Origin of the sequence: Pseudomonas fluorescens, from assembly GCF_902497745.1 — a bacterium.
Classification (GTDB): Bacteria; Pseudomonadota; Gammaproteobacteria; order Pseudomonadales; family Pseudomonadaceae; genus Aquipseudomonas; species Aquipseudomonas fluorescens_BM.
In genome coordinates this window covers 78,478-105,078 of sequence record NZ_CABVHJ010000017.1, presented here as the reverse complement: position 1 = coordinate 105,078, position 26,601 = coordinate 78,478, and the positions used below count along the sequence as shown (strand labels likewise).

22 protein-coding genes are annotated in these 26,601 nt (G+C 59.7%); 8 read left to right on the top strand and 14 right to left on the bottom strand.

Features of this window, described 5'->3' with window-relative positions; genetic code table 11:
* Nucleotides 1–76: 76 nt before the first annotated feature.
* Nucleotides 77–1,423 carry a class II 3-deoxy-7-phosphoheptulonate synthase gene (locus F8N44_RS23360; RefSeq protein ID WP_134176323.1) on the bottom strand — a complete coding sequence of 449 codons (1,347 nt, stop codon included), beginning with the start codon at nucleotides 1,421–1,423 and terminating at the stop codon, nucleotides 77–79.
* 152 nt (nucleotides 1,424–1,575) lie between these two features.
* On the opposite strand from F8N44_RS23360, the gene F8N44_RS23355 reads away from it, so the two are divergent.
* Nucleotides 1,576–2,331, top strand: coding sequence for a spermidine synthase (locus F8N44_RS23355; protein ID WP_150651960.1), 756 nt, complete (start codon nucleotides 1,576–1,578; stop codon nucleotides 2,329–2,331).
* A gap of 108 nt (nucleotides 2,332–2,439) precedes the next feature.
* On the opposite strand, the gene F8N44_RS23345 is transcribed toward F8N44_RS23355, so the two are convergent.
* Nucleotides 2,440–3,231: a crotonase/enoyl-CoA hydratase family protein gene (locus F8N44_RS23345; RefSeq protein ID WP_150651958.1), complete on the bottom strand. Its 792-nt coding sequence runs from the start codon at nucleotides 3,229–3,231 to the stop codon at nucleotides 2,440–2,442.
* Between the two features lie 422 nt (nucleotides 3,232–3,653).
* Between F8N44_RS23345 and F8N44_RS23340 the strand changes: the two genes are divergently transcribed.
* Nucleotides 3,654–5,327 (top strand): DEAD/DEAH box helicase, encoded by a 1,674-nt coding sequence (locus F8N44_RS23340; protein WP_008088238.1) that lies wholly within the window; start codon nucleotides 3,654–3,656, stop codon nucleotides 5,325–5,327.
* Between the two features lie 159 nt (nucleotides 5,328–5,486).
* On the opposite strand, the gene F8N44_RS23335 is transcribed toward F8N44_RS23340, so the two are convergent.
* The gene (locus tag F8N44_RS23335) at nucleotides 5,487–6,254 is read right to left on the bottom strand and encodes a DODA-type extradiol aromatic ring-opening family dioxygenase (RefSeq protein WP_150651957.1); all 768 of its coding nucleotides are present in this window, start codon (nucleotides 6,252–6,254) and stop codon (nucleotides 5,487–5,489) included.
* A gap of 103 nt (nucleotides 6,255–6,357) precedes the next feature.
* On the opposite strand from F8N44_RS23335, the gene F8N44_RS23330 reads away from it, so the two are divergent.
* Nucleotides 6,358–7,005 (top strand): thiopurine S-methyltransferase, encoded by a 648-nt coding sequence (locus F8N44_RS23330; protein WP_150651956.1) that lies wholly within the window; start codon nucleotides 6,358–6,360, stop codon nucleotides 7,003–7,005.
* 182 nt (nucleotides 7,006–7,187) lie between these two features.
* Here the strand turns inward: F8N44_RS23330 and htpX are convergent, their stop codons facing one another.
* Nucleotides 7,188–8,075: a protease HtpX gene (gene htpX / locus F8N44_RS23325; RefSeq protein WP_007908619.1), complete on the bottom strand. Its 888-nt coding sequence runs from the start codon at nucleotides 8,073–8,075 to the stop codon at nucleotides 7,188–7,190.
* 303 nt (nucleotides 8,076–8,378) lie between these two features.
* On the bottom strand, nucleotides 8,379–9,590 hold the full coding sequence (locus tag F8N44_RS23320) for a pyridoxal phosphate-dependent aminotransferase (protein WP_007908620.1): 1,212 nt from the start codon (nucleotides 9,588–9,590) through the stop codon (nucleotides 8,379–8,381).
* A gap of 224 nt (nucleotides 9,591–9,814) precedes the next feature.
* Between F8N44_RS23320 and msrB the strand changes: the two genes are divergently transcribed.
* The 3 genes from msrB to F8N44_RS23305 all read left to right on the top strand — a co-directional run bounded on the left by msrB (nucleotide 9,815) and on the right by F8N44_RS23305 (nucleotide 11,263).
* On the top strand, nucleotides 9,815–10,210 hold the full coding sequence (gene msrB / locus F8N44_RS23315) for a peptide-methionine (R)-S-oxide reductase MsrB (RefSeq protein WP_016985486.1): 396 nt from the start codon (nucleotides 9,815–9,817) through the stop codon (nucleotides 10,208–10,210).
* A 109-nt stretch (nucleotides 10,211–10,319) separates the two neighbouring features.
* The gene (locus F8N44_RS23310; protein ID WP_016985485.1) at nucleotides 10,320–10,805 is read left to right on the top strand and encodes a glutathione peroxidase; all 486 of its coding nucleotides are present in this window, start codon (nucleotides 10,320–10,322) and stop codon (nucleotides 10,803–10,805) included.
* The gene (locus F8N44_RS23305; protein ID WP_150651955.1) at nucleotides 10,802–11,263 is read left to right on the top strand and encodes a MarR family winged helix-turn-helix transcriptional regulator; all 462 of its coding nucleotides are present in this window, start codon (nucleotides 10,802–10,804) and stop codon (nucleotides 11,261–11,263) included. The genes F8N44_RS23310 and F8N44_RS23305 overlap by 4 nt, the downstream gene beginning before the upstream one ends.
* On the opposite strand, the gene F8N44_RS23300 is transcribed toward F8N44_RS23305, so the two are convergent.
* The gene (locus F8N44_RS23300; RefSeq protein ID WP_150651954.1) at nucleotides 11,247–13,568 is read right to left on the bottom strand and encodes a response regulator; all 2,322 of its coding nucleotides are present in this window, start codon (nucleotides 13,566–13,568) and stop codon (nucleotides 11,247–11,249) included. The two genes, F8N44_RS23305 and F8N44_RS23300, sit on opposite strands and share 17 nt — an antisense overlap.
* A gap of 166 nt (nucleotides 13,569–13,734) precedes the next feature.
* On the opposite strand from F8N44_RS23300, the gene F8N44_RS23295 reads away from it, so the two are divergent.
* Nucleotides 13,735–14,625 carry an ATP-binding protein gene (locus tag F8N44_RS23295; RefSeq protein WP_150651953.1) on the top strand — a complete coding sequence of 297 codons (891 nt, stop codon included), beginning with the start codon at nucleotides 13,735–13,737 and terminating at the stop codon, nucleotides 14,623–14,625.
* Nucleotides 14,622–15,104, top strand: coding sequence for a GAF domain-containing protein (locus F8N44_RS23290; protein WP_127929226.1), 483 nt, complete (start codon nucleotides 14,622–14,624; stop codon nucleotides 15,102–15,104). The genes F8N44_RS23295 and F8N44_RS23290 overlap by 4 nt, the downstream gene beginning before the upstream one ends.
* Here F8N44_RS23290 and F8N44_RS23285 read toward each other — a convergent pair whose 3' ends face one another.
* The 8 genes from F8N44_RS23285 to F8N44_RS23250 all read right to left on the bottom strand — a co-directional run bounded on the left by F8N44_RS23285 (nucleotide 15,105) and on the right by F8N44_RS23250 (nucleotide 26,421).
* Nucleotides 15,105–18,050, bottom strand: coding sequence for an HD domain-containing phosphohydrolase (locus tag F8N44_RS23285; protein ID WP_150651952.1), 2,946 nt, complete (start codon nucleotides 18,048–18,050; stop codon nucleotides 15,105–15,107).
* A gap of 47 nt (nucleotides 18,051–18,097) precedes the next feature.
* Nucleotides 18,098–21,742 carry a transporter substrate-binding domain-containing protein gene (locus F8N44_RS23280; RefSeq protein ID WP_150651951.1) on the bottom strand — a complete coding sequence of 1,215 codons (3,645 nt, stop codon included), beginning with the start codon at nucleotides 21,740–21,742 and terminating at the stop codon, nucleotides 18,098–18,100.
* Between the two features lie 8 nt (nucleotides 21,743–21,750).
* Nucleotides 21,751–22,377 (bottom strand): response regulator transcription factor, encoded by a 627-nt coding sequence (locus F8N44_RS23275; RefSeq protein WP_150651950.1) that lies wholly within the window; start codon nucleotides 22,375–22,377, stop codon nucleotides 21,751–21,753.
* 315 nt (nucleotides 22,378–22,692) lie between these two features.
* Nucleotides 22,693–24,021 (bottom strand): deoxyguanosinetriphosphate triphosphohydrolase, encoded by a 1,329-nt coding sequence (locus tag F8N44_RS23270; RefSeq protein WP_127929223.1) that lies wholly within the window; start codon nucleotides 24,019–24,021, stop codon nucleotides 22,693–22,695.
* 76 nt (nucleotides 24,022–24,097) lie between these two features.
* Nucleotides 24,098–25,261: an EAL domain-containing protein gene (locus F8N44_RS23265; RefSeq protein WP_150651949.1), complete on the bottom strand. Its 1,164-nt coding sequence runs from the start codon at nucleotides 25,259–25,261 to the stop codon at nucleotides 24,098–24,100.
* Nucleotides 25,262–25,382: 121 nt separating this feature from the next.
* A complete protein-coding gene (locus tag F8N44_RS23260) occupies nucleotides 25,383–25,721 on the bottom strand; it encodes a hypothetical protein (RefSeq protein WP_150651948.1) in 339 nt (112 codons plus the stop codon).
* The gene (locus F8N44_RS23255; protein WP_016985474.1) at nucleotides 25,718–26,104 is read right to left on the bottom strand and encodes a phage holin family protein; all 387 of its coding nucleotides are present in this window, start codon (nucleotides 26,102–26,104) and stop codon (nucleotides 25,718–25,720) included. The genes F8N44_RS23260 and F8N44_RS23255 overlap by 4 nt, the downstream gene beginning before the upstream one ends.
* Nucleotides 26,105–26,106: 2 nt before the next feature.
* Entirely contained in the window at nucleotides 26,107–26,421 is a 315-nt protein-coding gene (locus F8N44_RS23250; protein ID WP_007908653.1) for a DUF883 family protein, read from the bottom strand.
* Between the last annotated feature and the right edge of the window lie 180 nt (nucleotides 26,422–26,601).

Below are 26,601 nucleotides of genomic sequence, written 5' to 3'. Positions count from 1 at the left end.
TCGCTCCCACATGGGGTTTGTATACGACACAAATCCGGTGTGGGAGCGAGCTTGCTCGCGAAGGTGGCGACTCGGTCTAGCGGCGGACTTGTTTCAGCGTTTCGGCTATGAGGAACGCCAATTCCAGCGACTGATCAGCATTCATCCGCGGATCACAATGGGTGTGATAGCGATCCGACAAGCCATCTTCAGTAATCGGCCGCGCGCCACCAATGCACTCGGTGACATTCTGCCCGGTCATCTCGATGTGAATGCCGCCGGCATAACTGCCTTCGGCTTCGTGCACCTGGAAGAACTGTTTAACTTCACCGAGGATCTGCGCGAAGTCACGGGTCTTGTAGCCGCTGCTGGCCTTGATGGTGTTGCCGTGCATCGGGTCGGAACTCCACAGCACTTGCTTGCCTTCACGCTGCACCGCGCGGATCAGCGCCGGCAGGTGATCGCCGACCTTGTTCGCACCCATCCGCGCAATCAGGTTGAGGCGCCCCGGATCGTTGTCCGGGTTGAGCACGTCGATCAGGCGGATCAGGTCGTCGGGGTTCATGCTCGGGCCGACCTTGACGCCGATCGGGTTGTTCACCCCACGCAGGAACTCAACATGCGCGCCGTCGAGCTGACGGGTGCGGTCGCCGATCCACAGCATGTGCGCCGAGCAATCGTAGTAATCGTTGGTCAGGCTGTCGCGACGTACGAAGGCTTCTTCGTAGTTCAGCAGCAGCGCTTCGTGGGCGGTGAAGAAGCTGGTTTCGCGCAGTTGTGGCGAGCTGTCCATGCCGCAGGCGCGCATGAATGCCAGGGTTTCATCAATGCGGTCGGCGAGGTGGCTGTACTTCTCCGCCAGCGCAGAGTTGGCGATGAAATCGAGGTTCCACTTGTGCACCTGATGCAGGTCGGCAAAACCGCCTTGGGCAAACGCGCGCAGCAGATTCAGCGTGGCGGTGGACTGGTGATAGGACTGCAGCAGACGCTCCGGATCCGGCACGCGGCTTTTCTCGTCGAAACCGATGCCGTTGACGATGTCGCCACGGTAGGCCGGCAGGGTCACACCATTGATGGTCTCGTCGTTGGCCGAGCGCGGTTTGGCGAACTGGCCAGCCATGCGCCCGACCTTGACCACCGGGCAACCGGCGGCAAAGGTCATGACGATCGCCATTTGCAGCAACACTTTAAAAGTGTCGCGAATTTTTGCCGCAGAGAATTCGGCAAAGCTTTCCGCACAATCGCCGCCCTGCAGCAGGAATGCGCGGCCCTGAGTGACTTCGGCAAACTGCCGGCGCAGTTCGCGCGCTTCGCCGGCAAACACCAGCGGCGGATAGCTGGCCAGCGTCTGCTCGACCTGGCGCAGATGCGCAGCGTCAGGATATTGGGGTTGTTGCTGGATCGGCAGGGCGCGCCAGCTGTCAGGGCTCCACGGTTGGCTCATCACGGTCTCTAATTGGTTCTACGCACGGAAGGCCATGTTAGCAGCAATTAGTACGTGACCTGCTCCCGCCCCATCACCGACAATCGCCGCTTTGCCACGGCGCCACAGCGGTGCCATCGCGTCACCGCGCCCGGTGACCATCAGGAGACGAAATGACTGAGGAGCGCGTCGAGCATCTGCTCGCCGAAGTACAGGATGAGTTCGGCGTGATTCGCGTGCTGGAAGTGGCCGATTACCGCTTTCTCGAATTCGGCGATGCGATCGAGCAGAGCTGCGTGTTCACCGCAGACCCGAGCTGGCTCGAATACGATTACACCCGCGCGATGCTGATCGGTGCGTTGTGCCATGAGCAGCCGGAGAGTGCGCTGTTTCTGGGGCTCGGTGCCGGTACGCTGACGCAGGCCTGCCTCAAGTTTCTGCCGCTCGAAGATGTCGAAGCCATTGAACTGCGCCCGGATGTGCCGCGTCTGGCCATCGAATACCTTGGGCTGGATGATGATCCACGCCTGTACATTCGCGTCGGCGACGCCCTCGAACTGCTGCCGACTGCCGAGCCGGCTGACCTGATTTTTGTCGACCTGTACACCGATGTCGGGCCGGGTGTCGGCCATCTGGCCTGGAGTTTTCTCGGTGACTGCCAGAAACGGCTGAATCCGGGCGGCTGGCTGGTGATCAACCAGTGGGCCACCGATGATGGCAAGCCGTTGGGCGCGGCGTTGTTGCGCGGGCTCTATCACCGGCACTACTGGGAGCTGCCGGTGAAGGAGGGCAATGTGATTCTGATTGTGCCGGCGGATCTCGATCAGGCGCTGGACATGCAGGCGCTGACCGCCCGGGCCGAGGCGTTGGCGCCGAGGTTGGGGTATTCGTTGCAGTCGTTGATCAACAGTATTCGCCCGGCCACCTGAGGCATCTGTGATGGCCCCTTCGCGAGCAAGCTCGCTCCCACATTGGAATGCATTTTCCCTGTGGGAGCGAGCCTGCTTGCGAAGAGGGCCTGATAGCCTGCGAAAATTTCAGATCCCTTTGAAGATCCCGGGTCGCCGCTCCACCAACGAGCGCACCCCTTCCTTGGCATCTTCACTGGCCAGCAACTTCTTCACCAGCGCCGGCAAACCCTGCGCCGCCGCCGTTTCACCCTCATACCTTGCCTGCCGCGCCGACATCAACGTCGCCTGCACCCCCAGCGGGGCTTGTTGCGCAATCCGTTCGGCCAGCGCAATCGCTCGCGGCAAGAGGTCTTCGCTGGCCATGACTTCCTGCACCAACCCCAGGTGCAACGCCTCGTGCGCATCAAATTCATCACCGGTCAGCAACCAGCGCATCGCATTACCCCAGCCGGCAATCTGCTGAAATCGCAAAGTCGCGCCACCAAAAGGAAAGATCCCACGCTGTACTTCCATCTGCGCGAAGCGGGTATTGCTCGCACAGAGATTGATATCCGCCGCCAGCATCAGCTCGATGCCAATGGTCAGGCAGTAACCCTGCGCGGCGACAATCACCGGTTTGCTCACCCGTGGCCCGACGAAAACACCCCATGGATCGCAACCACCGGTCGGAACCTGCCAACCTTCGGCGATTGCGCCGCTGGCATTCACCAGATCCAGACCGGCGGTAAAGTGCTCGCCATGGCCGAACACCACCGCGACCCGTGCCTCGCTGTCGGCCTCGAACTCGCCATAGGCCAGGCTGAGTTCATTGAGCAGGTCGAGATCGAAAGCATTGCGCTTGGCCGCTCGATCGAGGCCAATCAGATGGACGTGACCACGGCGTTCACGGCTGACGCGGCCGGGGCAGGGCTGATTCATGGCGAAATCCTCGAGCGGGGAGGGCGGGTGCAGCGACGGTATGCCGCACATCGATGAATCGTTTAAGCGTCTTCGCCCGCAGGGCCGGGCCTATGAAAAATAGACCTTGGCGCGATTATCCGCAAAACCCCGTTACACAGCGGTGACACAGGTATTTTGACGATAAAAAAAGCTCCCTTTTTGGGCAAAATCCGGTATAGTGCGCGCCGGCCTTTAACCGGGCCGCGTTTAGGTAGCGCATTTCCCGAAGTCAGCTTCGGCTGCACGTCCGCATTGCGGGCTCTTCCCGGACGATTCTTTTTTTCATTCATTCGTTTTCGCAAATCCCCGCCGACAAAGCTGCCAGGGCGACTCTTGAGTCTCAACACGGCATGCGCAGCTTTGGAGCATGGGTCTTTGCGGATGCACTTAGAGGCAGACCCATGACCCAGGAAACCGGCGGATTCGCCGCTTTTAATCTTAACCCGAATATTCTTGCAGCCGTCGCAGCGACCGGCTACGAAGAGCCTTCGGCGATTCAGCAGCAATCGATCCCGATCATCATGGCCGGCCAGGACATGATTGGCCAGGCGCAAACCGGTACCGGTAAAACCGCCGCGTTCGCACTGCCTATCCTGCACCGCATCGATCCTGCCAAGCGCGAACCGCAAGCCCTGATCCTGGCGCCAACTCGTGAGTTGGCGCTGCAAGTAGCAACCGCTTTTGAAACCTACGCCAAGCAAATGCCGGGCGTTACTGTTGTGGCCGTTTACGGCGGCGCGCCGATGGGCCCACAACTGAAAGCAATCCGTAATGGCGCACAGATCGTTGTCGCCACCCCGGGTCGTCTGTGCGACCACCTGCGTCGCGACGAAAAAGTCCTGTCGACCGTGAACCACCTGGTTCTCGACGAAGCTGACGAAATGTTGAAACTGGGCTTCATGGATGACCTGGAAGTCATCTTCAAGGCTCTGCCAGCGACCCGTCAGACCGTTTTGTTCTCGGCTACCCTGCCGCAGTCGATCCGCGCCATTGCCGAACGCCATCTGCGCGATCCACAACACGTGAAGATCCAGACCAAGACCCAGACCGTTACCGCGATCGAACAGGCTCACCTGTTGGTTCACGCTGACCAGAAGACTTCGGCCGTTCTCAGCTTGCTGGAAGTGGAAGATTTCGACGCCCTGATCATGTTCGTGCGCACCAAGCAAGCGACCCTGGATCTGGCCAGCGCCCTCGACGCCAAAGGCTACAAAGCCGCGGCGCTGAACGGTGACATCGCCCAGAACCAGCGTGAGCGCGTCATCGACTCGCTGAAAGATGGCCGTCTGGACATCGTTGTCGCGACCGACGTAGCTGCTCGTGGTCTGGACGTTCCGCGCATCACTCACGTGTTCAACGTTGACATGCCGTACGACCCAGAGTCCTACGTTCACCGTATCGGCCGTACCGGCCGTGCCGGTCGCGAAGGTCGTGCACTGCTGCTGGTGACTCCACGTGAGCGCCGCATGCTGCAAGTGATCGAGCGCGTAACCGGTCAGAAAGTTGCCGAAGTACGCCTGCCGGACGCTCAAGCCGTTCTCGATGCGCGCATCAAGAAACTGACCAACAGCCTGTCGCCGCTGGTCGCTGACGCCGAATCGACTCACGGTGAGCTGCTCGATCGTCTGACTGCAGACATCGGCTGCACCCCGCGTGCTCTGGCTGCTGCGCTGCTGCGCAAAGCCACCAACGGTCAAGCGCTGAACCTGGCTGCGATCGAGAAGGAACGTCCACTGGTGCCGAACAACGCACCGCGTGGCGACCGTCCTGAGCGCACCGGTGATCGTCCTGATCGTGGTGACCGCGAGCGTCGCGCGCCAATGCCTTTGGGCGAAGGCCGTGCTCGTTGCCGTACCGCGCTGGGTGCGCGTGATGGTATCGCTGCGAAGAACCTGCTGGGCGCCATCCTCAACGAAGGCGGTCTGGCCCGTGAAGCGATCGGTCGCATCCAGGTGCGTGACAGCTTCAGCCTCGTCGAGCTGCCGGAAGATGGTCTGGACAAACTCCTGACCAAACTGAAGGACACTCGCGTTGCCGGTAAGCAGCTGAAACTGCGTCGCTATCGCGAAGATTGATCCGCCCTTGGGCTGATTGATCGAACATAAAAAATCCCCGACTGGTTCGGGGATTTTTTTTGTCTGCCTGAAAGATCAAAAGATCGCAGCCTTCGGCAGCTCCTACAGAGGGAACGCATTCCAAATGTAGGAGCTGCCGAAGGCTGCGATCTTTTGCTTTTAACCAAAGCGATAGATGTCCATCCCTAACGCGCCCATCGTGAAGCCTTTATGCGCCACGCTGAACTCTCCTCCCGCGCCCCGGGCAAAATACAGTGGCAACAAATGCTCGTCGCTCGGATGGCTGCGCACCGCATGCGGCGCCTGCTGGCGATAATCATGCAGCGCCGCCTCATCGTCGGCCGCCAACTTCTCGATTACCCAGTCACGGAAATCCCGCGCCCACGGCTCGACACTTTCCGGGCCGGCGTGCCAGTCCAGTTCGCGCAGGTTGTGGGTGATGCTGCCGGAGCCGATCAGCAAGATGCCCTGATCACGCAGGCTCGCCAGCGCTCGGCCGACCCGGGTTTGCAACGCCGGGCCAGCGCGACTCGGCAGCGAGACCTGCACCACCGGGATATCCGCTTGCGGGTACATCAACGACAGCGGCACCCAGACACCGTGATCGAACGGACGCTGCGGATCGAGACGTGCTGGCAGATTATTGGCAGTCAACAGATCGGCCACCTCAGCGGCCAACTGCGGATTGCCCGGCGCCGGGTACTGAACTTCAAACAGCGCGCGAGGGAAACCGCCGAAGTCGTGCCAGGTTTCCGGTTGCCGATGACTACTGACCAGCAGTTCGTGGCTTTCCCAATGCGCAGAGACGATGACGATGGCTTTGGGTTTCGGTAATTCGGCTGCCAGACGCGCCAACGCCGGGCCACTGGCACCGGGCTCCAGCGCCAGCATGGGTGAGCCATGGGAAATAAACAGGCTGGGAAACATGATGGGTTCCTGAGCGTTAAGATGGGCTCATCTTCAGTCAGATCATTGATCTAAATCTAATATAAGTTTTAACGCTTTTTGATCGAATTATTCGGAGTGATGCATGCAGTCTGAGTTTTGGCACAAGAAGTGGGATTCGGGGCAGATCGGTTTTCATCTGCCGGAGGTGAACCCTTATTTGCAGCGGCACTGGGCGGTACCGGCAGCGGCGCGAGTGTTCGTGCCTTTGTGTGGGAAAAGTCTGGATCTGGCGTGGCTGGCCGGGCGGGGTCATCAGGTGCTCGGGGTTGAGCTGTCGGAAAAGGCAATTGAAGACTTTTTCGGTGAGCATCAAGTGCAGCCGCAGATCAGCCAGAAGGGCGCGTTCAAGGTCTATCGCAGTGACGCCATCGAACTGTGGTGCGGTGACTTCTTCGCGCTGACGGCGAGCGATGTGGGCGATTGCACCGCGTTGTACGATCGCGCCGCGCTGATTGCCTTGCCAGGGCCGATGCGTGAGCGTTATGCGGCGCATCTTCAGCAGATTCTGCCGCTGGGTGTGCAAGGGTTGTTGATTACGCTGGATTACGATCAGGCGCAGATGCCGGGGCCGCCGTTTGCGGCGGGGGATGATGAAGTGCAGCGGTTGCTGGGGGATGTCTGGCAGGTGCAGGCGCTGGAAGAGCAGGATGTGCTGGGTGAGAGCTGGAAGTTCCTGCAGGCAGGCGTTACGCGGCTTGAGGAGCGGGTTTACCGGGTTTCTTCTCGATAGATGTTTGCTGACAGTGCCGGCCTCTTCGCGAGCAGGCTCGCTCCCACATTGGATGGGTGTTTGCAGGGCCCGTGTGGGAGCGAGCCTGCTCGCGAAGAGGCCATCAGCAACAATCCATTATTGGCAGGAACAAAAAAGGTCCGCATCACTGCGGACCTTTTTTCATTGTTACGCCAGTCGGATCAACCGCGGCGACGCAGCGCGTCGATACGCTCTTCCAGCGGCGGGTGGCTCATGAACATACGGGCAAAGCCCTGTTTGATGCCACCGTTGATGCCAAAGGCGTTCAGGGTGTCCGGCATGTGCACCGGCAGGCCCTGTTCGGCGCGCAGGCGTTGCAGTGCGCCGATCATCGCGCTGGTGCCGGCCAGACGTGCGCCGGCTTCGTCGGCACGGAATTCACGCTTGCGCGAGAACCACATGACGATCGCACTGGCGAGAATGCCCAATACCAGTTCGGCGAAGATGGTCGCCACGTAGTAGGCGATGCCCTGGCCTTCTTCGTTCTTGAAGATCACTTTGTCGACGAAGTTACCGATGATCCGCGCAAAGAACATCACGAAGGTGTTCACCACGCCCTGGATCAGCGCCAGCGTGACCATGTCACCGTTGGCCACGTGACCGATTTCGTGGGCGAGCACGGCTTTCACTTCATCGGGTGAGAAACGCTCAAGCAAGCCCTGGCTGACCGCGACCAGCGCGTCGTTCTTGTTCCAGCCGGTGGCGAAGGCGTTTGCTTCGTAGGCCGGGAAAATACCGACTTCGGGCATCTTGATCCCGGCTTCGCGGGACAGTTGCTCGACGGTTTGCAGCAGCCATTGCTCATGCCGGGTACGTGGCTGGCTGATGATCTGGGTGCCGGTGCTCATCTTCGCCATCCACTTGGAGATGAACAGAGAGAACAGCGAGCCGGCGAAACCAAAGACCGCACAGAAAACCAGCAGCTGACTAAGGTCGAGATCAACCCCGTTGGCCGCCATGAACCCGTTGAAGCCGAACAGGCTCAGGGTGATGCTGGCTATCAGCACGACCGCCAGGTTAGTGGCCAAAAACAGCAGGATGCGCATCATGGTTGTAGAAATCTCCTCAAGCTAAAGATGTAGCGTACTGCGGGGTATATAAGGTGCCGCACCGGGCTATTCAACTGAGTGACTATTTCAAACTGTGTCCTACAGCGGATTCTTTGGTGCTCGGCACATTTCCCACAACGGATAACGATAGGGATGACGACCAGCCGCGACCCGTCGCCATTACGCTGGACGCAGGTAAACGGTATGAATCGCAAGTGTAGAAGGCGTGCGCAGAGGCGGAACGCAGAAGTGTTGCTGAATCAGACAGTGCGCAACGTTTGACCGTTGCGCACTGCTGGCCAGTTACTGGCGGTAGGACTTGAGGAAGTTACCGATACGGCCTATGGCCATTTCCAGATCGTCGACGCGGGGCAGGGTGACCACGCGGAAGTGATCCGGCCATGGCCAGTTGAACGCCGTGCCTTGCACCACCAGCAGCTTCTCGGAAAGCAACAGGTCGAGGACGAATTTTTCGTCGTTGTGGATCGGGCAGACCTTCGGGTCGATCTTCGGGAACGCATACAGCGCACCCATCGGCTTGACACAGCTCACACCCGGAATGTCGTTGAGCAGCTCCCAGGTGCGGTTGCGCTGTTCGAGCAGGCGACCCTGCGGCAGCACCAGATCATTGATGCTCTGATAGCCGCCCAATGCGGTCTGGATCGCATGCTGGCTCGGCACGTTGGCACACAGGCGCATGTTGGCCAGCATGTCGATGCCTTCGATGTAGCTCTGCGCATTGTGCTTCGGCCCGGAAATCGCGATCCAGCCGGAACGGAAACCGGCCACGCGGTACGACTTCGACAGGCCGTTGAAGGTCAGGCAGAGCAGGTCCGGCGCCAGGGAGGCGGTGCAGATGTGCACGGCATCGTCGTACAGAATCTTGTCGTAGATCTCGTCGGAGAACACCACCAGGTTGTGCGCACGGGCGATTTCCAGCATGCCCAGCAACACTTCCTTCGAATACACCGCGCCGGTCGGGTTGTTCGGGTTGATGATCACCATGGCTTTGGTGTTCGGGGTGATCTTGGCCTTGATGTCGGCCAGATCCGGGAACCAGTCGGCGCCTTCGTCGCACAGGTAATGCACGGCGTTACCGCCAGCGAGGCTGACGGCGGCAGTCCACAGCGGATAGTCCGGGGCTGGCACCAGCACTTCGTCGCCATTGTTGAGCAGCGCCTGCAGCGACATCACGATCAGCTCGGAAACGCCGTTGCCCAGATAGATGTCTTCGATGCCGACACCTTCGACATTCTTCTGCTGGTAGTACTGCATCACCGCTTTACGCGCGCTGAACAGGCCTTTGGAGTCACTGTAGCCTTGCGCGGTCGGCAGGTTGCGGATCACATCCTGGAGGATTTCGTCCGGGGCTTCGAAACCAAACGGCGCCGGGTTGCCGATATTCAGCTTGAGGATGCGCTGGCCTTCCTCTTCCAGTCGTTTGGCGTGCTTGAGCACCGGGCCGCGAATGTCGTAGCAGACGTTGGCGAGCTTGTTCGATTTGCTGAACTGCATGGCGATGTGATCCCGAAAATGAACGATCCAGGCGGCGGATGGACAACCGTGCTGGGATTCCTGCGTCTTCACACAGGCGGACGTCTTGAGCCGTGGCTCCCATAATCCGTTTGAATGCGCCCGGTCTGGCTGCCAGACTGGTGCGTGACGAGGCGCAATCATACGTGCCGCCCGATCCGTGGAAAAGGTACAGATCGGGCTTTTTCAGCCGCTGAGGTGTGATGATGGAAAAGTTGGAAAAAACCCTGGAAGAATGGCGTGAGATGCTCGACCCCGAGCAGTACAACGTTTGTCGTCTGAGTGCCACCGAGCGCCCGTTCTCCGGCAAATACAACGACACCAAGACCGACGGTGTCTATCATTGCGTTTGCTGCAATGAGCCGCTGTTCGACTCCAAGACCAAATTCGACTCCGGCTGCGGCTGGCCGAGCTTCTACGCGCCGATCGGCGAAAGCGCCATGACTGAAATCCGTGACATCAGTCACGGCATGATCCGTACGGAAGTGAAGTGCGCGCGCTGCGATGCGCATCTGGGCCATGTGTTCCCGGACGGCCCGCCGCCGACTGGTTTGCGTTATTGCATCAATTCTGTTTGCCTGGATCTGGTTCCACGCGCATAAACGAATGAAGGCGACCTTCGGGTCGCCTTATTATTCGATAATTAAATTGCACACAATTTAATTGCTCGCTATGTTTGATCTTTCTTGACTGTCTGCGGAGCCCGACGCCATGAGCGACAACCTGTTGAACATTCCGTGCACCACCATCAAGGGGGAGCAAAAGACCCTCGCCGATTTCGCCGGTAAAGCGGTTTTAGTGGTCAACACCGCAAGCAAATGCGGTTTCACTCCACAGTACAAAGGCCTCGAAGAACTGTGGCAGACCTACAAGGATCAGGGGCTCGTGGTTTTGGGCTTCCCGTGCAATCAGTTCGGCAAGCAGGAGCCAGGTAACGAAGGGGCGATCAGTGAGTTCTGTGAGCTGAACTTCGGCGTCAGCTTCCCGCTGTTCAAGAAGATCGACGTTAACGGTGGAGACGCGCATCCGCTGTTCGTGCAACTGAAAAAACGCGCGCCGGGCCTGCTTGGCTCCCAGGGCATCAAGTGGAACTTCACCAAGTTCCTGATTGGCAAGGACGGAAAACTGGTCAAGCGTTTTGCCCCGACCACCAAGCCGCAGGAGCTGAGCGGCGAGATCGAAGCTCTGCTCAAATGAACAGCCTGCCGGTCGATTCGCTGAAGCTCGACAGCCAGTTGTGCTTCAAGTTGTACGCGGCGTCCCGGGCGGTGATTCGGGCCTACAAGCCGATGCTCGATCAGCTCGGTCTGACCTACCCGCAATATCTGGCGATGCTGGTGTTGTGGGAATGGCAGGACGCCGCGCCGGAGCAACCGACCGTCAAGGCGTTGGGCGAGCGTCTGGCGCTGGACTCGGGCACGCTGACGCCGTTGCTCAAGCGCCTGGAGCAGTTGCAATGGGTGCAGCGCCAGCGTTCGACACGCGACGAACGGGAAGTCCATCTGAGCCTGACGCCCGCAGGGAAAGCCTTGCGCGAGCAGGTCGGGCCGCTCAAGGCCCGACTGCTGTGCGACAGCGGGGTGGATCTGGACCGCCTCAATGACCTGCGCAACGGTCTCGATCACTTGCTGGGGCAGATCAAAGCGCTGTCGTAGTCGGGATCCATTGATCGAGCAGTGCCGCGAGTTCTTCACGTCGGAACGGCTTGGCCAGATAGTCGCTCATGCCTGCCGCGCGGCAGCGTTCGCGTTCTTCGGACATCGCGTTGGCGGTCAGAGCGACGATGGGCAGGTGCGGCCAGCGCCCGCTCTGGCGGATCTGCCGGCTGGCTTCGTAACCGTCCATGACGGGCATGTTGCAGTCCATCAGTACCAGATCGAATTCGTGATACTCCAGTTGATCCAGCGCTTCGGCACCATGGGCGGCGACGATGACCTCGCAGCCCAGTTTGCCGAGCATGCCTTTGGCCACCAGTTGATTGACCGGGTTGTCCTCGACCAGCAACACCCGTCCGCGTCGCACCGAGGGAGAGGTTTCGAGCTGCGCACCGTTGATCGCAACCACGTCCGGTTGCAGGGTGCGCCGCAGGTTCTGGTAGAGCGCATTGCGCGCCAACGGGCGTGCCTGCTGCTGCAGCGGAGCCAGGGCGGCCGCTTCTTCGCTCGGCAGGAAACTGCCGTAGGCGGTCACCAGCAAAATCGGCGCAGCGAGTGTCGGGCGCAGGCCGAACAGGCACTCCGGACAATCGGTGATCACCACGTCCGGGGTCAGGCCCAGCAACGAGTCATCAATGGTGCGCTGTTCATACGCAAGTCCCCAGACCGGCAGCAGACTTTGCAACAGCTCCGCCAGACCGCTGCTCGCTGCGGTGATGGCGAGTATCTTGCCGTGCAGCGGCGCCGGTGCCAGTGCGCGGGTATGGCAGGGCAGTGGCAACTCGGCACAGAACTGACTGCCGAAACCGGTCTCGGAGCTGATGGTCAGGCGGCCCTGCATGGCCTCGCAGAGGTTGTACGTCAGCGCCAGTCCCAGCCCTGTGCCGCCATACTGACGGGTGATCCCGGCGCCCGCCTGGGTGAACGGCTGGAAGATTTTCAGCTGCGCATCCTGGGCGATACCGATGCCGGTGTCGCAGACCTCGATGCGCACGCCATCCCTGAAGGTCGCCAAGCGTACATCCACCCGGCCGAATCGGGTGAACTTCAGTGCGTTGGACAGCAGGTTGCTGACGATCTGTCGTACCCGGGTCGGATCGCCCAATACCAGGGCCGGGAAGTGTGGGTCGATCAGGCAGGTCAGCTCGACGCTCGGCGCGGCGTTCTGCGAGAGCAGGTTTGCGGTGTCTTCGATCAATGAGCCGAGGTCGAACGGGATGTGCTCGAGCTCCAGTTGCCCGGCATCGAATTTCGACAGGTCGAGAATATCGTTGAGCAACTCGACCAGCACCTTGCCCGAATCGTGGGCGATCGACAGCTGTTGCTGCTGCTCGGCATTCAACGGCCCGTCGAGTGACAGCGCGATCATCCCCAGCAGGCCGTTGAGCGGTGTGCGGATCTCATGGCTCATGTTGGCGAGGAAGGCCGAGCGGGCTTCGGCCATTTCCAGGGCGGTGCTGCGAGCGACTTCGAGTTCCTGATTGGACTGGCTGAGCCGCGTATTGATCGCCTTGAGTTCGGCGGTGCGCGCCGAGACGATGTTTTCCAGTTGTCCGAGATAGTCAGTCAGGCGGTTTTCAGCGTTGCGCCGCTGCTGGATCTCGGTGGCAATGTTCTCGAATTGCTGATTGGCGACTTTGACCAGCACGCCGATTTCATCGTTGGCATGGCCGGACGGACATTCCAGCGTGGTCGGTTCGGCACTGCGCGGGTCGCGTCCACTGAGCTCGCGGATCACCCGCACCAGCGGTTTGGTCAGCATCACGTAGAACAGCGCCAGCAGGAGGCCGGTCAGAATCAGGCTGCGGGCGAAGCCATTGAGCAAGGTAATCTCGGCCCGACGCAGGAAACGGCTGCCAAAGGCGTAGGTATCGACTTCAAGGCTCAAGACGCCCAGCGATTCATTGGGCAGATGATCCAGATACAGACGATCCTCGAACTGGCGCTTGGCACCAAACAGGAAGTCGCTGATCACCCGATAACCGCTTTGCAGTTCCGGGCGTTTTACGCTGGCCAGCACCGTGCTGTTGTTGTCGATCAGTTGCGCAGAAATGATCGCCGGCGAGCGCAACAGCCCCAGGGTCAGTTCCTGCGCCAGCTCGGCGTCGATGTTGTAGGCGATCCGTGACGCCGGGTTATGGCTGATTTCCAGTAAAGACAGGATTTCACGGTTGATAGAGGCGTCTTCACTGGCATAATCGATGCCGATTTGCAGCAGGCTGAGCAGCGTGCCCAGAATGAACCCGACCAGCACGGTAAGCCTGGCTTGCTTGTAAGACAGCCGGTGGGTGAATTTGATATCCATGGGGTGTTGAACCACTTCCGTTTCCCTTCGCTGCTCAAGCATAGTCGATCATGTATGGATACCGAGGTTCCCGAATCGCCTTGTAACAAGGCTTGGTAGGTGAATTCTGATCTGTGCGTCGTCGCTGGATCGTCATCATCACTGTGAACGTGCCCGAGGAGAAGACGTGGATTCCCGATTGAATGCTTTTCTTGAACGCGCCGAGTCGGTTCTGGCGCGGATCGAACCGTTGTTGCCGGCACCACGGCCGGTGATCGACTGGGGTACTTGTCTGGCTGCGCGCTGGCAGCGCGACGGACGCAGCGGCTACCTGCTGCCACTGGAAGTCAGCCTCGACATGCGCCTGTCCGACCTGATCGGTGTCGACCGTCAACTGGAGCAACTGGGGCGCAATACCCGGCAATTTCTCGATGGCATGCCGGCCAACCATGCGCTGCTCTGGGGCTCGCGCGGTACCGGCAAGTCTTCGCTGGTGCGGGCCTTGCTGGCGGAACACGCCGCGGCTGGCCTGCGCCTGATCGAGATCGAGCGCGATCATCTGGCGGATCTGCCACGGGTGGTCGAGCAGATCGGCAAGCTGCCACAACGTTTCGTGCTGTTTTGCGATGACTTGTCGTTCGAATCCGGTGAAGGCGATTACCGTGTTCTCAAAAGCGTGCTCGACGGCTCGCTTGAACAGGCGCCGGACAATGTTTTGCTGTACGCCACTTCCAACCGCCGCCACCTGGTGCCGGAGAAGGAAAGCGACAACGAAAACTGGAAACGTGTCGACGGCGAACTGCACCCCAGCGAAGCCGTTGAAGACAAGATCGCCCTGTCGGACCGTTTCGGTCTGTGGCTGTCGTTCTACCCGTTTACCCAAGAACACTTCCTTAACGTCGTCGAGCACTGGATCGGCCAGTTGGCCGCCAAGGCCGGCCTGAGCTGGCAGCGCGACGAAGAACTGGACATCCTCGCCGTGCGTTGGGCCACCGGCCGCGGTAATCGCAACGGACGTTGCGCGTACCAATTCGCCCGTTACTGGGTGGGACTGAAATTGTTGGAGCACAAGGCATGATTGATTTGCAACAAAGCGGCCAGGGCCTCGAAGGCTATGGCATGTTGGCCGCGCAACTGGAATCGCTGCTGGCGGATGAGCGCGACTTCATTGCCAACGCCGCGCAGTTTTCGGCGTTCCTGTACAACCAGCTCGATGACTTGAACTGGGCGGGTTTTTACCTCAACCGCAACGAAGAGCTGGTGCTCGGCCCGTTTCAGGGCCAGATCGCCTGCGTGCGCATTCCGTTCGGTCGTGGTGTGTGTGGCGCGGCGGCAGCCAGTCGGCAAACCCAGCGCGTTGAAGACGTGCATGCGTTCCCCGGTCATATCGCCTGCGACAGCGCTTCGAACAGTGAGCTGGTCGTGCCCTTGGTCAAGGATGGACGCCTGATCGGTGTGCTCGACCTCGACAGCCCGAAACTGGCGCGTTTCGGCGCGCAGGATCAGGCCGGTATCGAACAACTGGCGGCGATTTTCCTGCGTCTGACCGACTGCTGATCACGCGCTGAGGCCAGCCTTGTGCAGCAGGCTGGCCGGATCCACGGCGTCGATCTGCGCTGGATCGAGAAAGCGCACGGCGTACTGCATGTACACGCCTTCGCTGATGAACAATCCAAACAGCTGGGAATCGATGTGCGCCTCACGGCACATGGTGGCCATGATCGCCAATGCTTCACTCAAGGTTTTGGCTTTCTTGTACGGGCGGTCAGCCGCCGTCAGCGCTTCAAAAATATCGGCGATCGCCATCATCCGTGCCGGCAGGCTCATTTCTTCGCGTTTCAGGCGTTTCGGATAACCGGTGCCGTCCATTTTTTCATGATGACCGCCGGCGATTTCGGCAATGCTGTCGAGGTGGCCGGGGAAGGGCAGGTGACTGAGCATCATGATGGTCTGGACCATGTGGTGATTGATCACGTAACGCTCTTCGCGGGTCAGGGTGCCACGGCTGATGCTCAGGTTGTACAGCTCGCCGCGATTGTATTTGTAGCGCGGCACCTCCAGTTTGAAGCCCCACGGATTGTCTTCGGGAATCAACTCGTTCGGGTCGCGTTCGAGCAAGTGTTCGGGTTTGTCTGCCAATAGCTGTTCACTGACCGGCAAGCTCGGCGCCGGCGTGCGCGACTGACGCCGGTTCTCTTCCCAGGACACACCCAGACGGTCATCGAGAGTACGCATCCAGGTGCGTCGGGCCAGATGATCAAGGCGTTGCAGATCCGCTTCGGCCATGGCCTCACTGCCCAGGTTGCAGCGCGCGACAAACGCGAAGTCGTCGTCCAGCGCCGTCAGTGTCGTATCGCGCAGTTCGGCCAGTGCTGTCTCATCACCGCCTAGGGCCCGCGCCTGCCAATAGCTGATCCAGGCGTCACGCTTGAGCACTTCGAAACGGGTGCGAATTTCATGAATACGGTCGTTGATGGTTTCCAGTTTGGTGGCCTTGTCGACCACGTATTCCGGCGTTGTGACCTTGCCGCAATCGTGCAGCCACGCGGCAATGTGCAAGGCTTCCCACTCGTCTTCGCTGGGTTGATAGGCGCTGAAGGCTGGCGCCTGACTGGCTGCCGCTGCCTGAGCAAGCATCAGCGTCAGCTCTGGCACGCGCTGACAATGTCCGCCGGTATAAGGGCTCTTGGCGTCGATGGCGCCGGCGAGCAATTGAATGAAGGCATCGAGCAACTGCTTCTGGCGGGCTTGCAGGCGCTGGCTCTCGATACTCACCGCCGCCGCGCCGGACACGGCCTGGAGGAACGCGATGCGGTCTGGGCGCAGTTTTTCCAGATCGACTGCCGTGCCGCTGTCGTTCACCAGCAGGATCAGCAGACCGATGGTTTCGTCGTGGCGATTGTGCAGGCGGATGCCGATCAGATGAACGCGTGGCGATTGCATCGCCAGCAGGACTTTCTGCAGATCGCCGGCCTGATCGACGCCGAAGTTGCTCACCACATTGTTGGCGTTGACCAATTGCTCGAACCACGTCGGCCCCTGGTTGTGTTGCAGATCATGGCCCTCAATGTCGAACGCCTCCAGAGTCTGGGGCGTGCCGTCGATGACCAGTCCGTGAGGCTCCATGCGACTGCTATCGCTTTCACGCAGATAGATCAGCCCCGCCTGCGCCTGAGCAATCTGCACCGTTTCGAACAGCACCCGTTGCAGCAGGGGGGCGAAGCGGGTTTCGGCGCCGAGGGTGTCGGTAATGCGGAAAAAACTCGCCAGGGTGTCTTTCATCCGCGCCATCGACACACTCAATTGGTCGACTTCAAGCACTGGCGAGCGACGTGCCAACGGAAAATTGAAATCGAAACTGCGGATGGCGTCGGCTTCCTTGACCAGCGCGTGCAACGGCTTGACCAGAATCCGCGAAATCACCCAACCCAAGGGCAGGCACAGCAGCAAGGTCGCCAGGGTGATCAGCGCACCTTGCCAGCGCAAGCGGTAGGCATCGACCAAAAGTTCGTCTTCCGGTACCAGTAGCGCCAGTTGCAAACCTTTCGGGCCGCCCTCCTGAATGCTGCTGCGGGCGACGATCCATTGCCGGCCGTCCGCCTGCAGGCGATTGCCGGAATGCGCGCCGGACAACAGCGCGTGCAGGCCGGGACTCAGGTCTGCGGCTTTTGCCAGATGTGCGGTGTTGCCATCGACGATCAGCCGCTGACTGTCGGGGTAGGCCACGGCGTTGCCGTCAGCATCGAACAAAGCAATTTCGGTGGACGCGGTGACGACATGTTTGCTCAGGGCGGCAGACAACGCGACCAGCGTCAGATCAGCGCCGATCACGGCATTCTCGCCGCTGCGTCGGGCCAGCGTGGTGCCGACATTGTGCGTGGAGAAAAACACGTATGGTTCGGTGGTTATCTGTTCATTTTGCTGGCGGGCATCGGTGAACCACGCACGGCTGCGCGGATCGTAGCGGTCTTCAGGGTTGTCCTGACGGCTGATCGGCATCAGTGCCTGATCGAAAAACAGTGACTGTGAGTGCATGGCGCCCTGCGCGTCATGCTCGATGCTCCAGACCTGATATGCCGCTGCTTCAGGGGCCTTGAGCAGTGTTTTCAGAGCGGCGCTGCGCAGCGGGCGCACCATGAAAAAGTCGCCGTTGGCATAACCCAGATACAGCGAGGCCAGATTCGGGTTGTCGGTGAGCGACTGGCTGAAAGGCCTGAGCAAAGGCAAGCGTTGTTCAAGGCGCTCGGCCTGCGCGGCGGGGTTGTCCGCCAGCAGGCTGAGCAGATGCCGGATCGGCTGATAGGTGGCGGACATGTCCAGGCGCACGTCCTGTTCGATCCGCTCGAACAGCTTCTCGCTGCTCGAAAGGATGATCTGCGTGGTCTGACGGTAATTGAACAATCCCAGCACGACCCCGGTGAGCAGCAGCAGGAATGTGAACATGACGCTGATGTGCACGTGCAGCGGGAACCGGCGTTGCTCCGGACGCAGTGGGCTGGGCATTTCTGGCTCTCCATGATGGTTAACTCACTGCTCAGCGCCAAGCATAGTTAAGGCACGCTCATTGTGCCTCGATCCGACAACGTCAGTTGTTGCTGAAGGGCCTGCTCCAGTTCGAGCATCGCGCGGTTGCTCGCTTCGCAACGGCGGGCGATCTCGGTTGTCGCCAGCGCCTCGGCGCAGGCCTGCTCGAGGGCATCGCAACTTTCGATCACTCGCGTGGCCTGAGCAATGCGCGCGGCACCCTTGATTTTGTGTGCAACCACTGCCAGCGCACCGCGATCATGTTCGGGCGACAGCGCGAGCAATTCCTGGCGGTCGAGACGGCTGCTTTTAAGCAATTCGGCCAGCAGCCGACGAGCCTGCGCCGGGTTACCACCTGTGAGCATATTCATGTTTTGCAGATTGAATGCCGGTGATGTCGACATCGGCGTGATGCCATCGACCCACTGGCTGAGCAGGCTCAGGCTCAAGGGCTTGAACAGACAGTCGTTCATGCCGGACTGTTTGCAACGCTGGATTTCCTCAGGTTGCGCATTGGCCGTGAAGCCCAGCACGGTGCACGGCGGGCTGCGTGTCTGCAGTTCATGCTGACGAATGGCGCGAGTCAGTTCATAACCATTCATCAAGGGCATGTTGCAGTCGACAATCACCAGATCGAAATGGCCAGCCGTCCACAGTTCCAGGCCACTGCAGCCGTTCTCGGCAATGCTGAAGTGATGGCCGAGAAACTCCAGTTGCTGACACATCAGCAGGCGATTGGCCGGGTGGTCGTCCACCACCAGCACACGCAGGGGAGAGCAGGATGTCTTGATCGCAGGTTCACTTTTGATCGTATTCACCTGTATCGGCAGTGTTTCCAGGGCCAGTGAGAGACAGATCTGGGTACCGATGCCCGGCTGACTGCTCAATTGCAGTTGGCCGCCCATCATTTCGCACAGGTTGCGACTGATCACCAGCCCCAGGCCGGCACCGCTTCTGCCTTGCTGACTGCTGTTTTCGGTCTGGGCAAACGGTTCGAACAAGCGTTGCTGATCCTCCGCACTGATGCCGACACCGCTGTCCTGCACGGTCAGTTGCAGCAAGGCGCGGGCGGGCGCATCGGTATTCATGAGATCGAGGGTAATGCGCACATGGCCTTGTTCGGTGAATTTGATCGCATTGCTGACCAGATTCGACAGCACCTGTTTGAACCGCAAAGGGTCCAGATACACATCGACGGCCAGATCCGGCGGATTGAAGATGACTTGCAGGGAGAGATTCTTCTGCCGGGCGAGACCGTCGAAGATCCTCGCCACGGACGTCACGGTGTCGACCAGATTGACCCGTTCCGGGCAAAGACTCAGGCGTCCGGATTCGATCCGCGCGATATCGAGAATGTCACCGATCAACCCCAGCAGATCCTTGGCCGAATGATAGGCCGTGTCGATTGACGAGCGATCCGGATGCTGTTGATCCATGCGTCTGAGCGTCAGCTCGAGCATGCCGATCACGGCATTCATCGGCGTGCGGATTTCATGACTCATGGTCGCCAGAAACGTGCTTTTCGCCCGGTTGGCCTCATCCGCCCGTTCTTTGGCCGTGCGCAGTTCCTCGAACAACTGACGGCGTTCGCTGATGTCGATCCAGCCGCCGATGATGCCTTTCACGTCGCCGCTGGAGTCGCGGTACGGCAGGATCCAGTGATAGATGGTCAGGCGCCGGTTACCGATGTGCAGAGGTCGGTCGACGACCATCGGCGCGCCTTCGGCAACGACGCGCTGATAATCGGCCTGAAAGGCCTGGGCTTCGAACGCGTTGCTCAGGGTGCCCTCGATGACGCTTTTGCCAATAACGTCTTCACGCTTGGCATTGAAAGCTTCGAGGTAGCTTTCGTTGCAACTTTGCAGCAGACCCTGGCGATCGCGAACATAAATCGGGTGCGGCGTGCCATCGACCAGTGAGCGCATGAATTCGAACTGGTCGTTCAGCGCGCGCTCGGCAGCCTGGCGTTGTTTGATCTGGTGGCGCATGTAGGCATTCCAGGCCAGGAGCAACAGCAATAGCAGGCAGGCGCCGATAATCACTTGATAAAACAGGCGCTGGTAGTTGTGCCAGATGTTTTGAGACGCCGTGGAATAACCGCGCCAGCGGCCATTGATCACGCCCAGTTCATCGGGTGCGATGCTCAACAACGCCTTGTTGATGATCGAGGTCAGTTCCGTGTTGTCCCGCGCGGTCGCCAGTGAAAAGGCCGCCTGACCGGTGCCGATGGTGGTGGTGATCTGCAATGGCTGATTAAAGATCCGCGAGGAAATGAAGTAGTTGGCAATGACCAGCGAGTTCACAGCGCCTTCGACGTGGCCTTCAGCGAGCAGCGAGACCGCACTGAAGGTATCCGCCGTTTCGATCAACTGGATGCGCGGATACTCTCGGCGCAGGTATTCGACCATCGGATTGCCTTGGGCAATCGCCAGTTGTTTGCCTTTGAGCTGGCCCAGATTGGTCGGGCCATCGGCGCTTTTGCGGGTCAGCAGAACGTAAGAGTTCTCCAGGTAGGGACGACTGAAGTTGAGGGTTTTTTCGCGCTCCGTTGATGGCAGAAGTGCTGCGATCAGATCAGCTTGATGACGGTCTATCTGCTGGATCATTTCCGCGTCGTTGCGGCTGCGGCGGATCTCGAAACGCAGGCCGGTGCGCAGGCGAATCAACTCGAGCAAGTCGGCGCTGATGCCGCGGAAATTGCCGTCGTTGTCAAAGAATGTCAGGGGCGCGAACGCTTCGTTCACCACCACACTGACAACTGGATGCTGCTTGAGCCACGCTTCTTCGCGCTGGGTCAGTTGCAGTTTCTGGTCGGTGAGCAGCAGATCGCTGCCCGCGCTCCAGCGCTTGGCAATGTTGTCGCGTGCACTGGCCGGCACAGCCTTGAGCACGCTGTCGACGATGGCCAGCAGTTGCGGGTTGTTGCGGCGTACGGCGAAGCTGAATCCCTGGGCTTCCTGTTTGCCGAAGTTGGCCATGCGCACGTTGTTCAGGTAGCCCTTGTTGATCATGTAGTGCGTGGAGAGCGTATCGCCGAGAAACACATCGGCCTGATCGAACGCTACGGCATTGATCGCATTCTGGTAGGAGGGGTAGCAGGTAATGAGTGCTTTGGGATACAGCGCCTTGACTTCGGGCAGCGGCAAATAGTGATAGACCATGCTCAGCCGCAAGCCGGCCAGGCCTTCAGTGAGAGAGCGGGTTTCATCTTCGCGGGTGACCAGTACAGGTTGGTCAACCGCGTAGGGGGTCGATAACGCAAGGTTGGCATTGCTCGCTTCGAAGCCGTTCGCGGTACCGAGCAGATCGACCTGGCCGTCGACCAATGCGCGAATGGCCGCATCCCGAGAGGGAAAGCGCTGCACCCTGATCGGCAAACCGGTGGCCTGGCCGAGGAGTCCGGCGTAGTCGGCCGTCAGGCCTTCGTAGTCCTTGCCACTGACCGTCATGTCAAAAGGCGGATAGTCGGGCGCGGAGGTGCCCAGAACCAGTTCGCTACGTGCAAGCAGCCATTGCCGTTGGGACTGTTCGAGCGTGACCGGCACCGGTTCGTTCGCCGATCGGCTCAGCAGGGCATAGTCCGGTGAAGTGCCGGGCATGGCGAATACGTTGGTGCTCAGGCAAAGACCTGCACTCAACGCCATTAAATAGTCCTTTAAACGGCTGGGCATGCGGGCTCTCACACGAGTGCGTTTCGTTTGGCCATCTCGATAAGTTCTACAAGGGATTTGGCTTTGAGTTTTTGCATCAGGCGTTTTTTGTAAGTGCTGACAGTCTTGTTACTCAGAAACATGCCCTTGGCTATTTCCTTGTTAGTGCGACCTTGGGCAAACAGTTGCAATACCATCAATTCGCGGTCGTTGACGGATTTGAACAGTTCCAGTTCGGCAAAACGAATGTCGTCACTGCGAACCGGATTCAATGCCTGACTGGGGAAATAGTTGTAACCGGAAAGTACCGCTTTGATCGCACTGACCAGTTCGCTCAAGTCTTCCTGTTTACACACATAACCCGATGCGCCGGATTGCATGCAACGAATGCCGAAGAGGGTCGGACACTGTGCCGTCAGAATCAGGATTTTCAGCGGAGAGCCCATGGCATTGAAGCGGGTCAGCACTTCCAGGCCGTCCAGCTTGGGGATGCTCACATCGAGAATGACCAGATCGGGCATGCATTCGCGCACCATTTGCATGGCATCGACCCCGTTATCGGTTTCACCGACGACCTTGTAACCTTCATGCTCCAGCAGCATTCGAACGGCGAGACGGATGACGGGGTGATCGTCGACAATAAAAACGGAGTTCATAATCAAATCCCATGCAAGCACGAATAAAGCGCGCACCTTAGCTCAGATGAATGAACGCTCGCATGAAGTGACATGGCTCTAGCCACGTTATCGGATTATTCCTACAACTAATAAGGAAACAGACTACGGCCAAACTAGGTTTGACGTAAGGAAGTGCAGGATTTGAACGGGCTTATAGTTTTACTTGAATGATTTGCAAGTGCTGGCTGTAAATGGTTTTTTATAGCTGTTTAAAAGTTGCTGAATCATCGATTGGCGGCAGTGAGCGCGACACCTGCGAGCGGCCAATATCAATAGCCGCCCGCGTGCGATGGATCAGTGACTGGAGCGACCGGTCATTTCCAGCGCCATGTCACTGGCGTAGCTGTCGGTCATGCCGGCAATGAAGTCGATCATGCGCAGAAACGAGGTGTGTAACGAACCCTGCGGATCCGGTGCGTTACTGCCCAGCAGATCGAGAATGCGTCGGCTCTTGAACGACGGCGTGCGACCGTTGTGTTGTTCCAGCGCCGCGCCGCAGAACGAGTTGAGCAGGATCTCCAGCGTGGTATAGGCGCCGATCTCATGCAGGGTTTTGCGTTTGTCCTGAAAGATTTTCTTGCGGGCGATGTCCTTGGCATTCAACACACAACGCTTGGCCGGACCGTGCATGTGTTCGACCAGATCGCCGTGCAGCGTGCCGGCAAGGAGTGCGTCCTGTTGCTCGACAAAGGCTCGCGCGGCGGCGTTGGTCAAATGCTCGATGGCCTTGCCGCGCAGAATCGCCAGTTTGCGTCGACGCGAATCCTGCGGGCCGAGCTGACGATAGGTTTCCGGCAGATCATCGCCCACCAGCCCGAGCAGCAGCGATTCGACTTCGGCATAGTCCAGCAGCTCCATTTCCAGGCCGTCTTCGAGATCGATCAGCGCGTAGCAGATGTCGTCGGCGGCTTCCATCAGGTACACCAGCGGGTGGCGCGCCCAACGCTGGTCTTCGATTTGCGGCAGGCCCAGTTTGTGGGCGATCTGCTCAAGCAGCGGCAGCTCGCTCTGATAGCAGCCGAATTTGTGTTTCTTGTAGCCCAGAGAGTCGGCGTGGCGCGCGGTCCAGGGGTACTTCAGGTAGGTGCCGAGGGTGGCGTAGGTCAGCCGCGTGCCGCCGTCGAACTGGTGGTACTCCAGCTGAGTCAGTACGCGAAAGCCTTGGGCGTTGCCTTCGAAATTGAGAAAGTCAGCGCGCTCGGCTTCGCTCATGCCGTCGAGCCAGCCACGGCCGGCCGCCTGCTGGAACCAGTGGCGAATGGCATCTTCACCGGAATGGCCGAACGGCGGATTGCCAATGTCGTGGGCCAGACACGCCGACTGCACCACCATGCCGAGGTCGGCCGGGTCGCACCATTCGGGCAGGGCACTGCGCAGGGTTTCGCCCACCCGCATGCCCAGCGAGCGACCAACGCAACTGACTTCCAGTGAGTGGGTCAGGCGCGTGTGAATGTGGTCGTTACTGGTGACCGGATGCACTTGGGTCTTGCGCCCGAGGCGGCGGAACGCGCCGGAGAAAATGATGCGGTCATGGTCTTTGTGGAAAGGGCTGCGGCCAAGTTCTTGCGGGCTGTGCAGCGGCTTGCCGAGACGTTCGCGGTTGAGCAGGGTTTGCCAATCCAAGGCTGATTCTCTCCGTCAGGTGGCTGGGGGCGGTAGCCCCTAGCTTCCCGGTTCATGCCCGGCCCTGCAAGCGGAACTACAGTCCTGCGGCATCGATGTCGATCAATAGCAAGCGCTCGCCGTTGTCGAAAAACTGCCCGGCCGTCAGGCAGTACTGATTGCTGGTGGCATCGCGGTAAGTATTGGAAAGCGTCAAACGCCGCTCCTCCCAACCTTCGGCGAGCAAATGATAGAAGTACGGACGCCACGACCAGTTGTGCCCCAGATAACGATTGTCGGCGACCCAGCCGTGCTGGCGCCATTCGAGGTTGGGGGTCAATTGCGTGCCGTGACGATCGCATTGATAAAAACGCAGCAACCAGGGAAAGGCGTCCAGTTGCGGCAACGCGCTCAAGGGAGCATGCGCCTGAGCCCAGGCTTGCAGGATCGACATCAGTTCAGCGAGTTGCTGACGCATTTGCATCAGCCGACCGCGTTCCGCGAGTTTTTGCCGAACATAGCGCTGGCGCAGCTCGGCGAAGCGTGGCACGAATGCATCGGTGGGGAAGAACGCCTCCTGCGCCCGCGCGAACAGGAATCCCTGCACGTAGCGCGAACCGCATTCCAGGGCGAAATTCAATTGCGCTTCGGTCTCGACGCCTTCGGCAATGATCCAGCAGCCGGTCTTCTCGGCCATCTGCGCGAGAGCCTTGACCACATCACTGCTAGGCCCGCCGAGTGCCGCGGCCTGAAACAGACGCATATCGAGTTTGAGAATGTCCGGTTGCAGTGCCAGCACCCGATCCAGTTGCGAGTAGCCGGCGCCAAAGTCGTCAATGGCGATTCTTGCGCCCGCGTCGCGGTAACGCGCGACGACTTCTGCCAGGCGTTGACCATTGCCACCCAGTTCGGTGATTTCGAAAACAATACGTTGCGGATCGATGTTGTAGCGTGCCAATTGCTTGAGGCTGGGCAAGGCTTGATCGGCGCGCAGGCGACTGATCCAGCGCGGCGACATGTTCAGACTGAGAAACCAGTCTGCCGGCGCTTCGTGCAAGCGGCTCAAGGCGTTATCGCGGATTTGTCGGTCGAGACGGCGCAGGGCAAGGGCGGGTGTCCGCGAGTCGGCAAACAATGCTCCGACCGAAGTCAGCTGACCGTCGGCCTGACGCAGGCGACCCAATGCTTCGACGCCGGCAATACGTCCCGTGGCGGTATCGATGAAAGGCTGAAAGCAGGCGAGCGGTTGCCCGTCGATCACGGGGCCTCCTTGGTTCTTGTTTTGGTTGAACCCCGCCAGCCGCGTAGGCGTGCGGGATTGAACCTCCGGATAAAGAGGTTCATCCCGCCGCTATTGCAAGAATGTAGCCAGATGTATCTGCTTAGCGTTTTGCCGAACTCTGCATCACTAGTTTGATCAGCGGCCCAAGACTGGTGCCGAGACGGACCAAGCGAGTCAATCCGCCAGCGCCGCCGCTTTTCGCGCCTTTGCCGGTGATAAAGCCCAGCAGCGTAACGGCAGCCACGCCCCACAACGGCGCGTGTTTGATGCCGAAGCCACCTTGCAGGTTTTGCGACATGCCGCGCATGCGATGCAGAGGCTGCAGCACTTGCCCGGCCTCATGGCGGATTTCCTGACGATGCATTTCCATGCGCAAGCGGATCAACGCCTTGCGCATTTCCCGACGCGAGCTGTTGTGTGGCAGTTCAGGCAGGCTCATGGCAGCAGGCGCTCCCGGTCGTTGGCCAGCTCTTCGAGCGTGCCGTGGAAAGGTGAGGACTCATCGAAGATCGCCGCCTTGAGGCGCAGCCCGCAGAAGATCGAGGCCAGGGTATAGAAAACGCACAGGCCAATGATCGCGGCCAAGCGGTAAGTGTCCCAGAACACGATCATCACCAATGTCGATAAACCCACCAGCAACAACAGAGCAAAAACCAGGGCCAGGCCGGCGAACAGCAACAGGCTGACGGTACGGGATTTCTGCTCCTGCAATTCGATGCCGAACAATTCGACGTGGCTGTGCAGCAGACCCAGAACGGCGGCGCCCAAGCGTCGCGTGGAAGAGGCGGTGCCCGCAGTCGGGCCGGATTCACCGATCGACATAATCAGCGCCGAGTAGCCAGCAGGCCGATCAGGAAGCCGACACCGGCAGCAATGCCAACGGACTGCCAAGGGTTGGCCGACACGTAATCCTCGGTGGCGGTTACCGCCGCTTGACCGCGGTCGCGCAGGGTTTCTTCGGTCAGTTTCAGGGTTTCGCGGGCGCGCAGCAGGCTGTCGTGGATCTGCTCGCGCAGCTCATCGGCCTGATCGCCGGCCAGGGTGGCGGTGTGCTCGAGCAAGCGTTCGGTGTCGGCGACCAAAGTCTGGAAGTCGTTCATGAGGATTTCTTGAGCAGTCTTTGCCTTGATGCTGGCCATGGTTGGATCTCCGTAAGTGACGTCTGAAGCGTTCGAGTATGAGCCTTGCGCGAAGGTTCAGTACAAATGACTGGTACAACTTTTGCTGTGTCGTGGTGCGTCGCCCGGCCGTTGTGCGCTGTTGCCGGGGGTGCGCCTCGAGAAACCTTATCTCAAACAAGCCCGGTTCGTGTCAGGACA

Excerpts from the sequence above, each read along its gene's own strand:
- F8N44_RS23360 (WP_134176323.1), bottom strand. The coding sequence starts at position 1,423 with ATGAGCCAACCGTGGAGCCCTGACAGCTGGCGCGCCCTGCCGATCCAG.
- F8N44_RS23355 (WP_150651960.1), top strand. The coding sequence starts at position 1,576 with ATGACTGAGGAGCGCGTCGAGCATCTGCTCGCCGAAGTACAGGATGAG.
- F8N44_RS23345 (WP_150651958.1), bottom strand. The coding sequence starts at position 3,231 with ATGAATCAGCCCTGCCCCGGCCGCGTCAGCCGTGAACGCCGTGGTCAC.
- F8N44_RS23340 (WP_008088238.1), top strand. The coding sequence starts at position 3,654 with ATGACCCAGGAAACCGGCGGATTCGCCGCTTTTAATCTTAACCCGAAT.
- F8N44_RS23335 (WP_150651957.1), bottom strand. The coding sequence starts at position 6,254 with ATGTTTCCCAGCCTGTTTATTTCCCATGGCTCACCCATGCTGGCGCTG.
- F8N44_RS23330 (WP_150651956.1), top strand. The coding sequence starts at position 6,358 with ATGCAGTCTGAGTTTTGGCACAAGAAGTGGGATTCGGGGCAGATCGGT.
- htpX (WP_007908619.1), bottom strand. The coding sequence starts at position 8,075 with ATGATGCGCATCCTGCTGTTTTTGGCCACTAACCTGGCGGTCGTGCTG.
- F8N44_RS23320 (WP_007908620.1), bottom strand. The coding sequence starts at position 9,590 with ATGCAGTTCAGCAAATCGAACAAGCTCGCCAACGTCTGCTACGACATT.
- msrB (WP_016985486.1), top strand. The coding sequence starts at position 9,815 with ATGGAAAAGTTGGAAAAAACCCTGGAAGAATGGCGTGAGATGCTCGAC.
- F8N44_RS23310 (WP_016985485.1), top strand. The coding sequence starts at position 10,320 with ATGAGCGACAACCTGTTGAACATTCCGTGCACCACCATCAAGGGGGAG.
- F8N44_RS23305 (WP_150651955.1), top strand. The coding sequence starts at position 10,802 with ATGAACAGCCTGCCGGTCGATTCGCTGAAGCTCGACAGCCAGTTGTGC.
- F8N44_RS23300 (WP_150651954.1), bottom strand. The coding sequence starts at position 13,568 with ATGGATATCAAATTCACCCACCGGCTGTCTTACAAGCAAGCCAGGCTT.
- F8N44_RS23290 (WP_127929226.1), top strand. The coding sequence starts at position 14,622 with ATGATTGATTTGCAACAAAGCGGCCAGGGCCTCGAAGGCTATGGCATG.
- F8N44_RS23285 (WP_150651952.1), bottom strand. The coding sequence starts at position 18,050 with ATGCCCAGCCCACTGCGTCCGGAGCAACGCCGGTTCCCGCTGCACGTG.
- F8N44_RS23280 (WP_150651951.1), bottom strand. The coding sequence starts at position 21,742 with ATGCCCAGCCGTTTAAAGGACTATTTAATGGCGTTGAGTGCAGGTCTT.
- F8N44_RS23275 (WP_150651950.1), bottom strand. The coding sequence starts at position 22,377 with ATGAACTCCGTTTTTATTGTCGACGATCACCCCGTCATCCGTCTCGCC.
- F8N44_RS23260 (WP_150651948.1), bottom strand. The coding sequence starts at position 25,721 with ATGAGCCTGCCTGAACTGCCACACAACAGCTCGCGTCGGGAAATGCGC.
- F8N44_RS23255 (WP_016985474.1), bottom strand. The coding sequence starts at position 26,104 with ATGTCGATCGGTGAATCCGGCCCGACTGCGGGCACCGCCTCTTCCACG.
- F8N44_RS23250 (WP_007908653.1), bottom strand. The coding sequence starts at position 26,421 with ATGGCCAGCATCAAGGCAAAGACTGCTCAAGAAATCCTCATGAACGAC.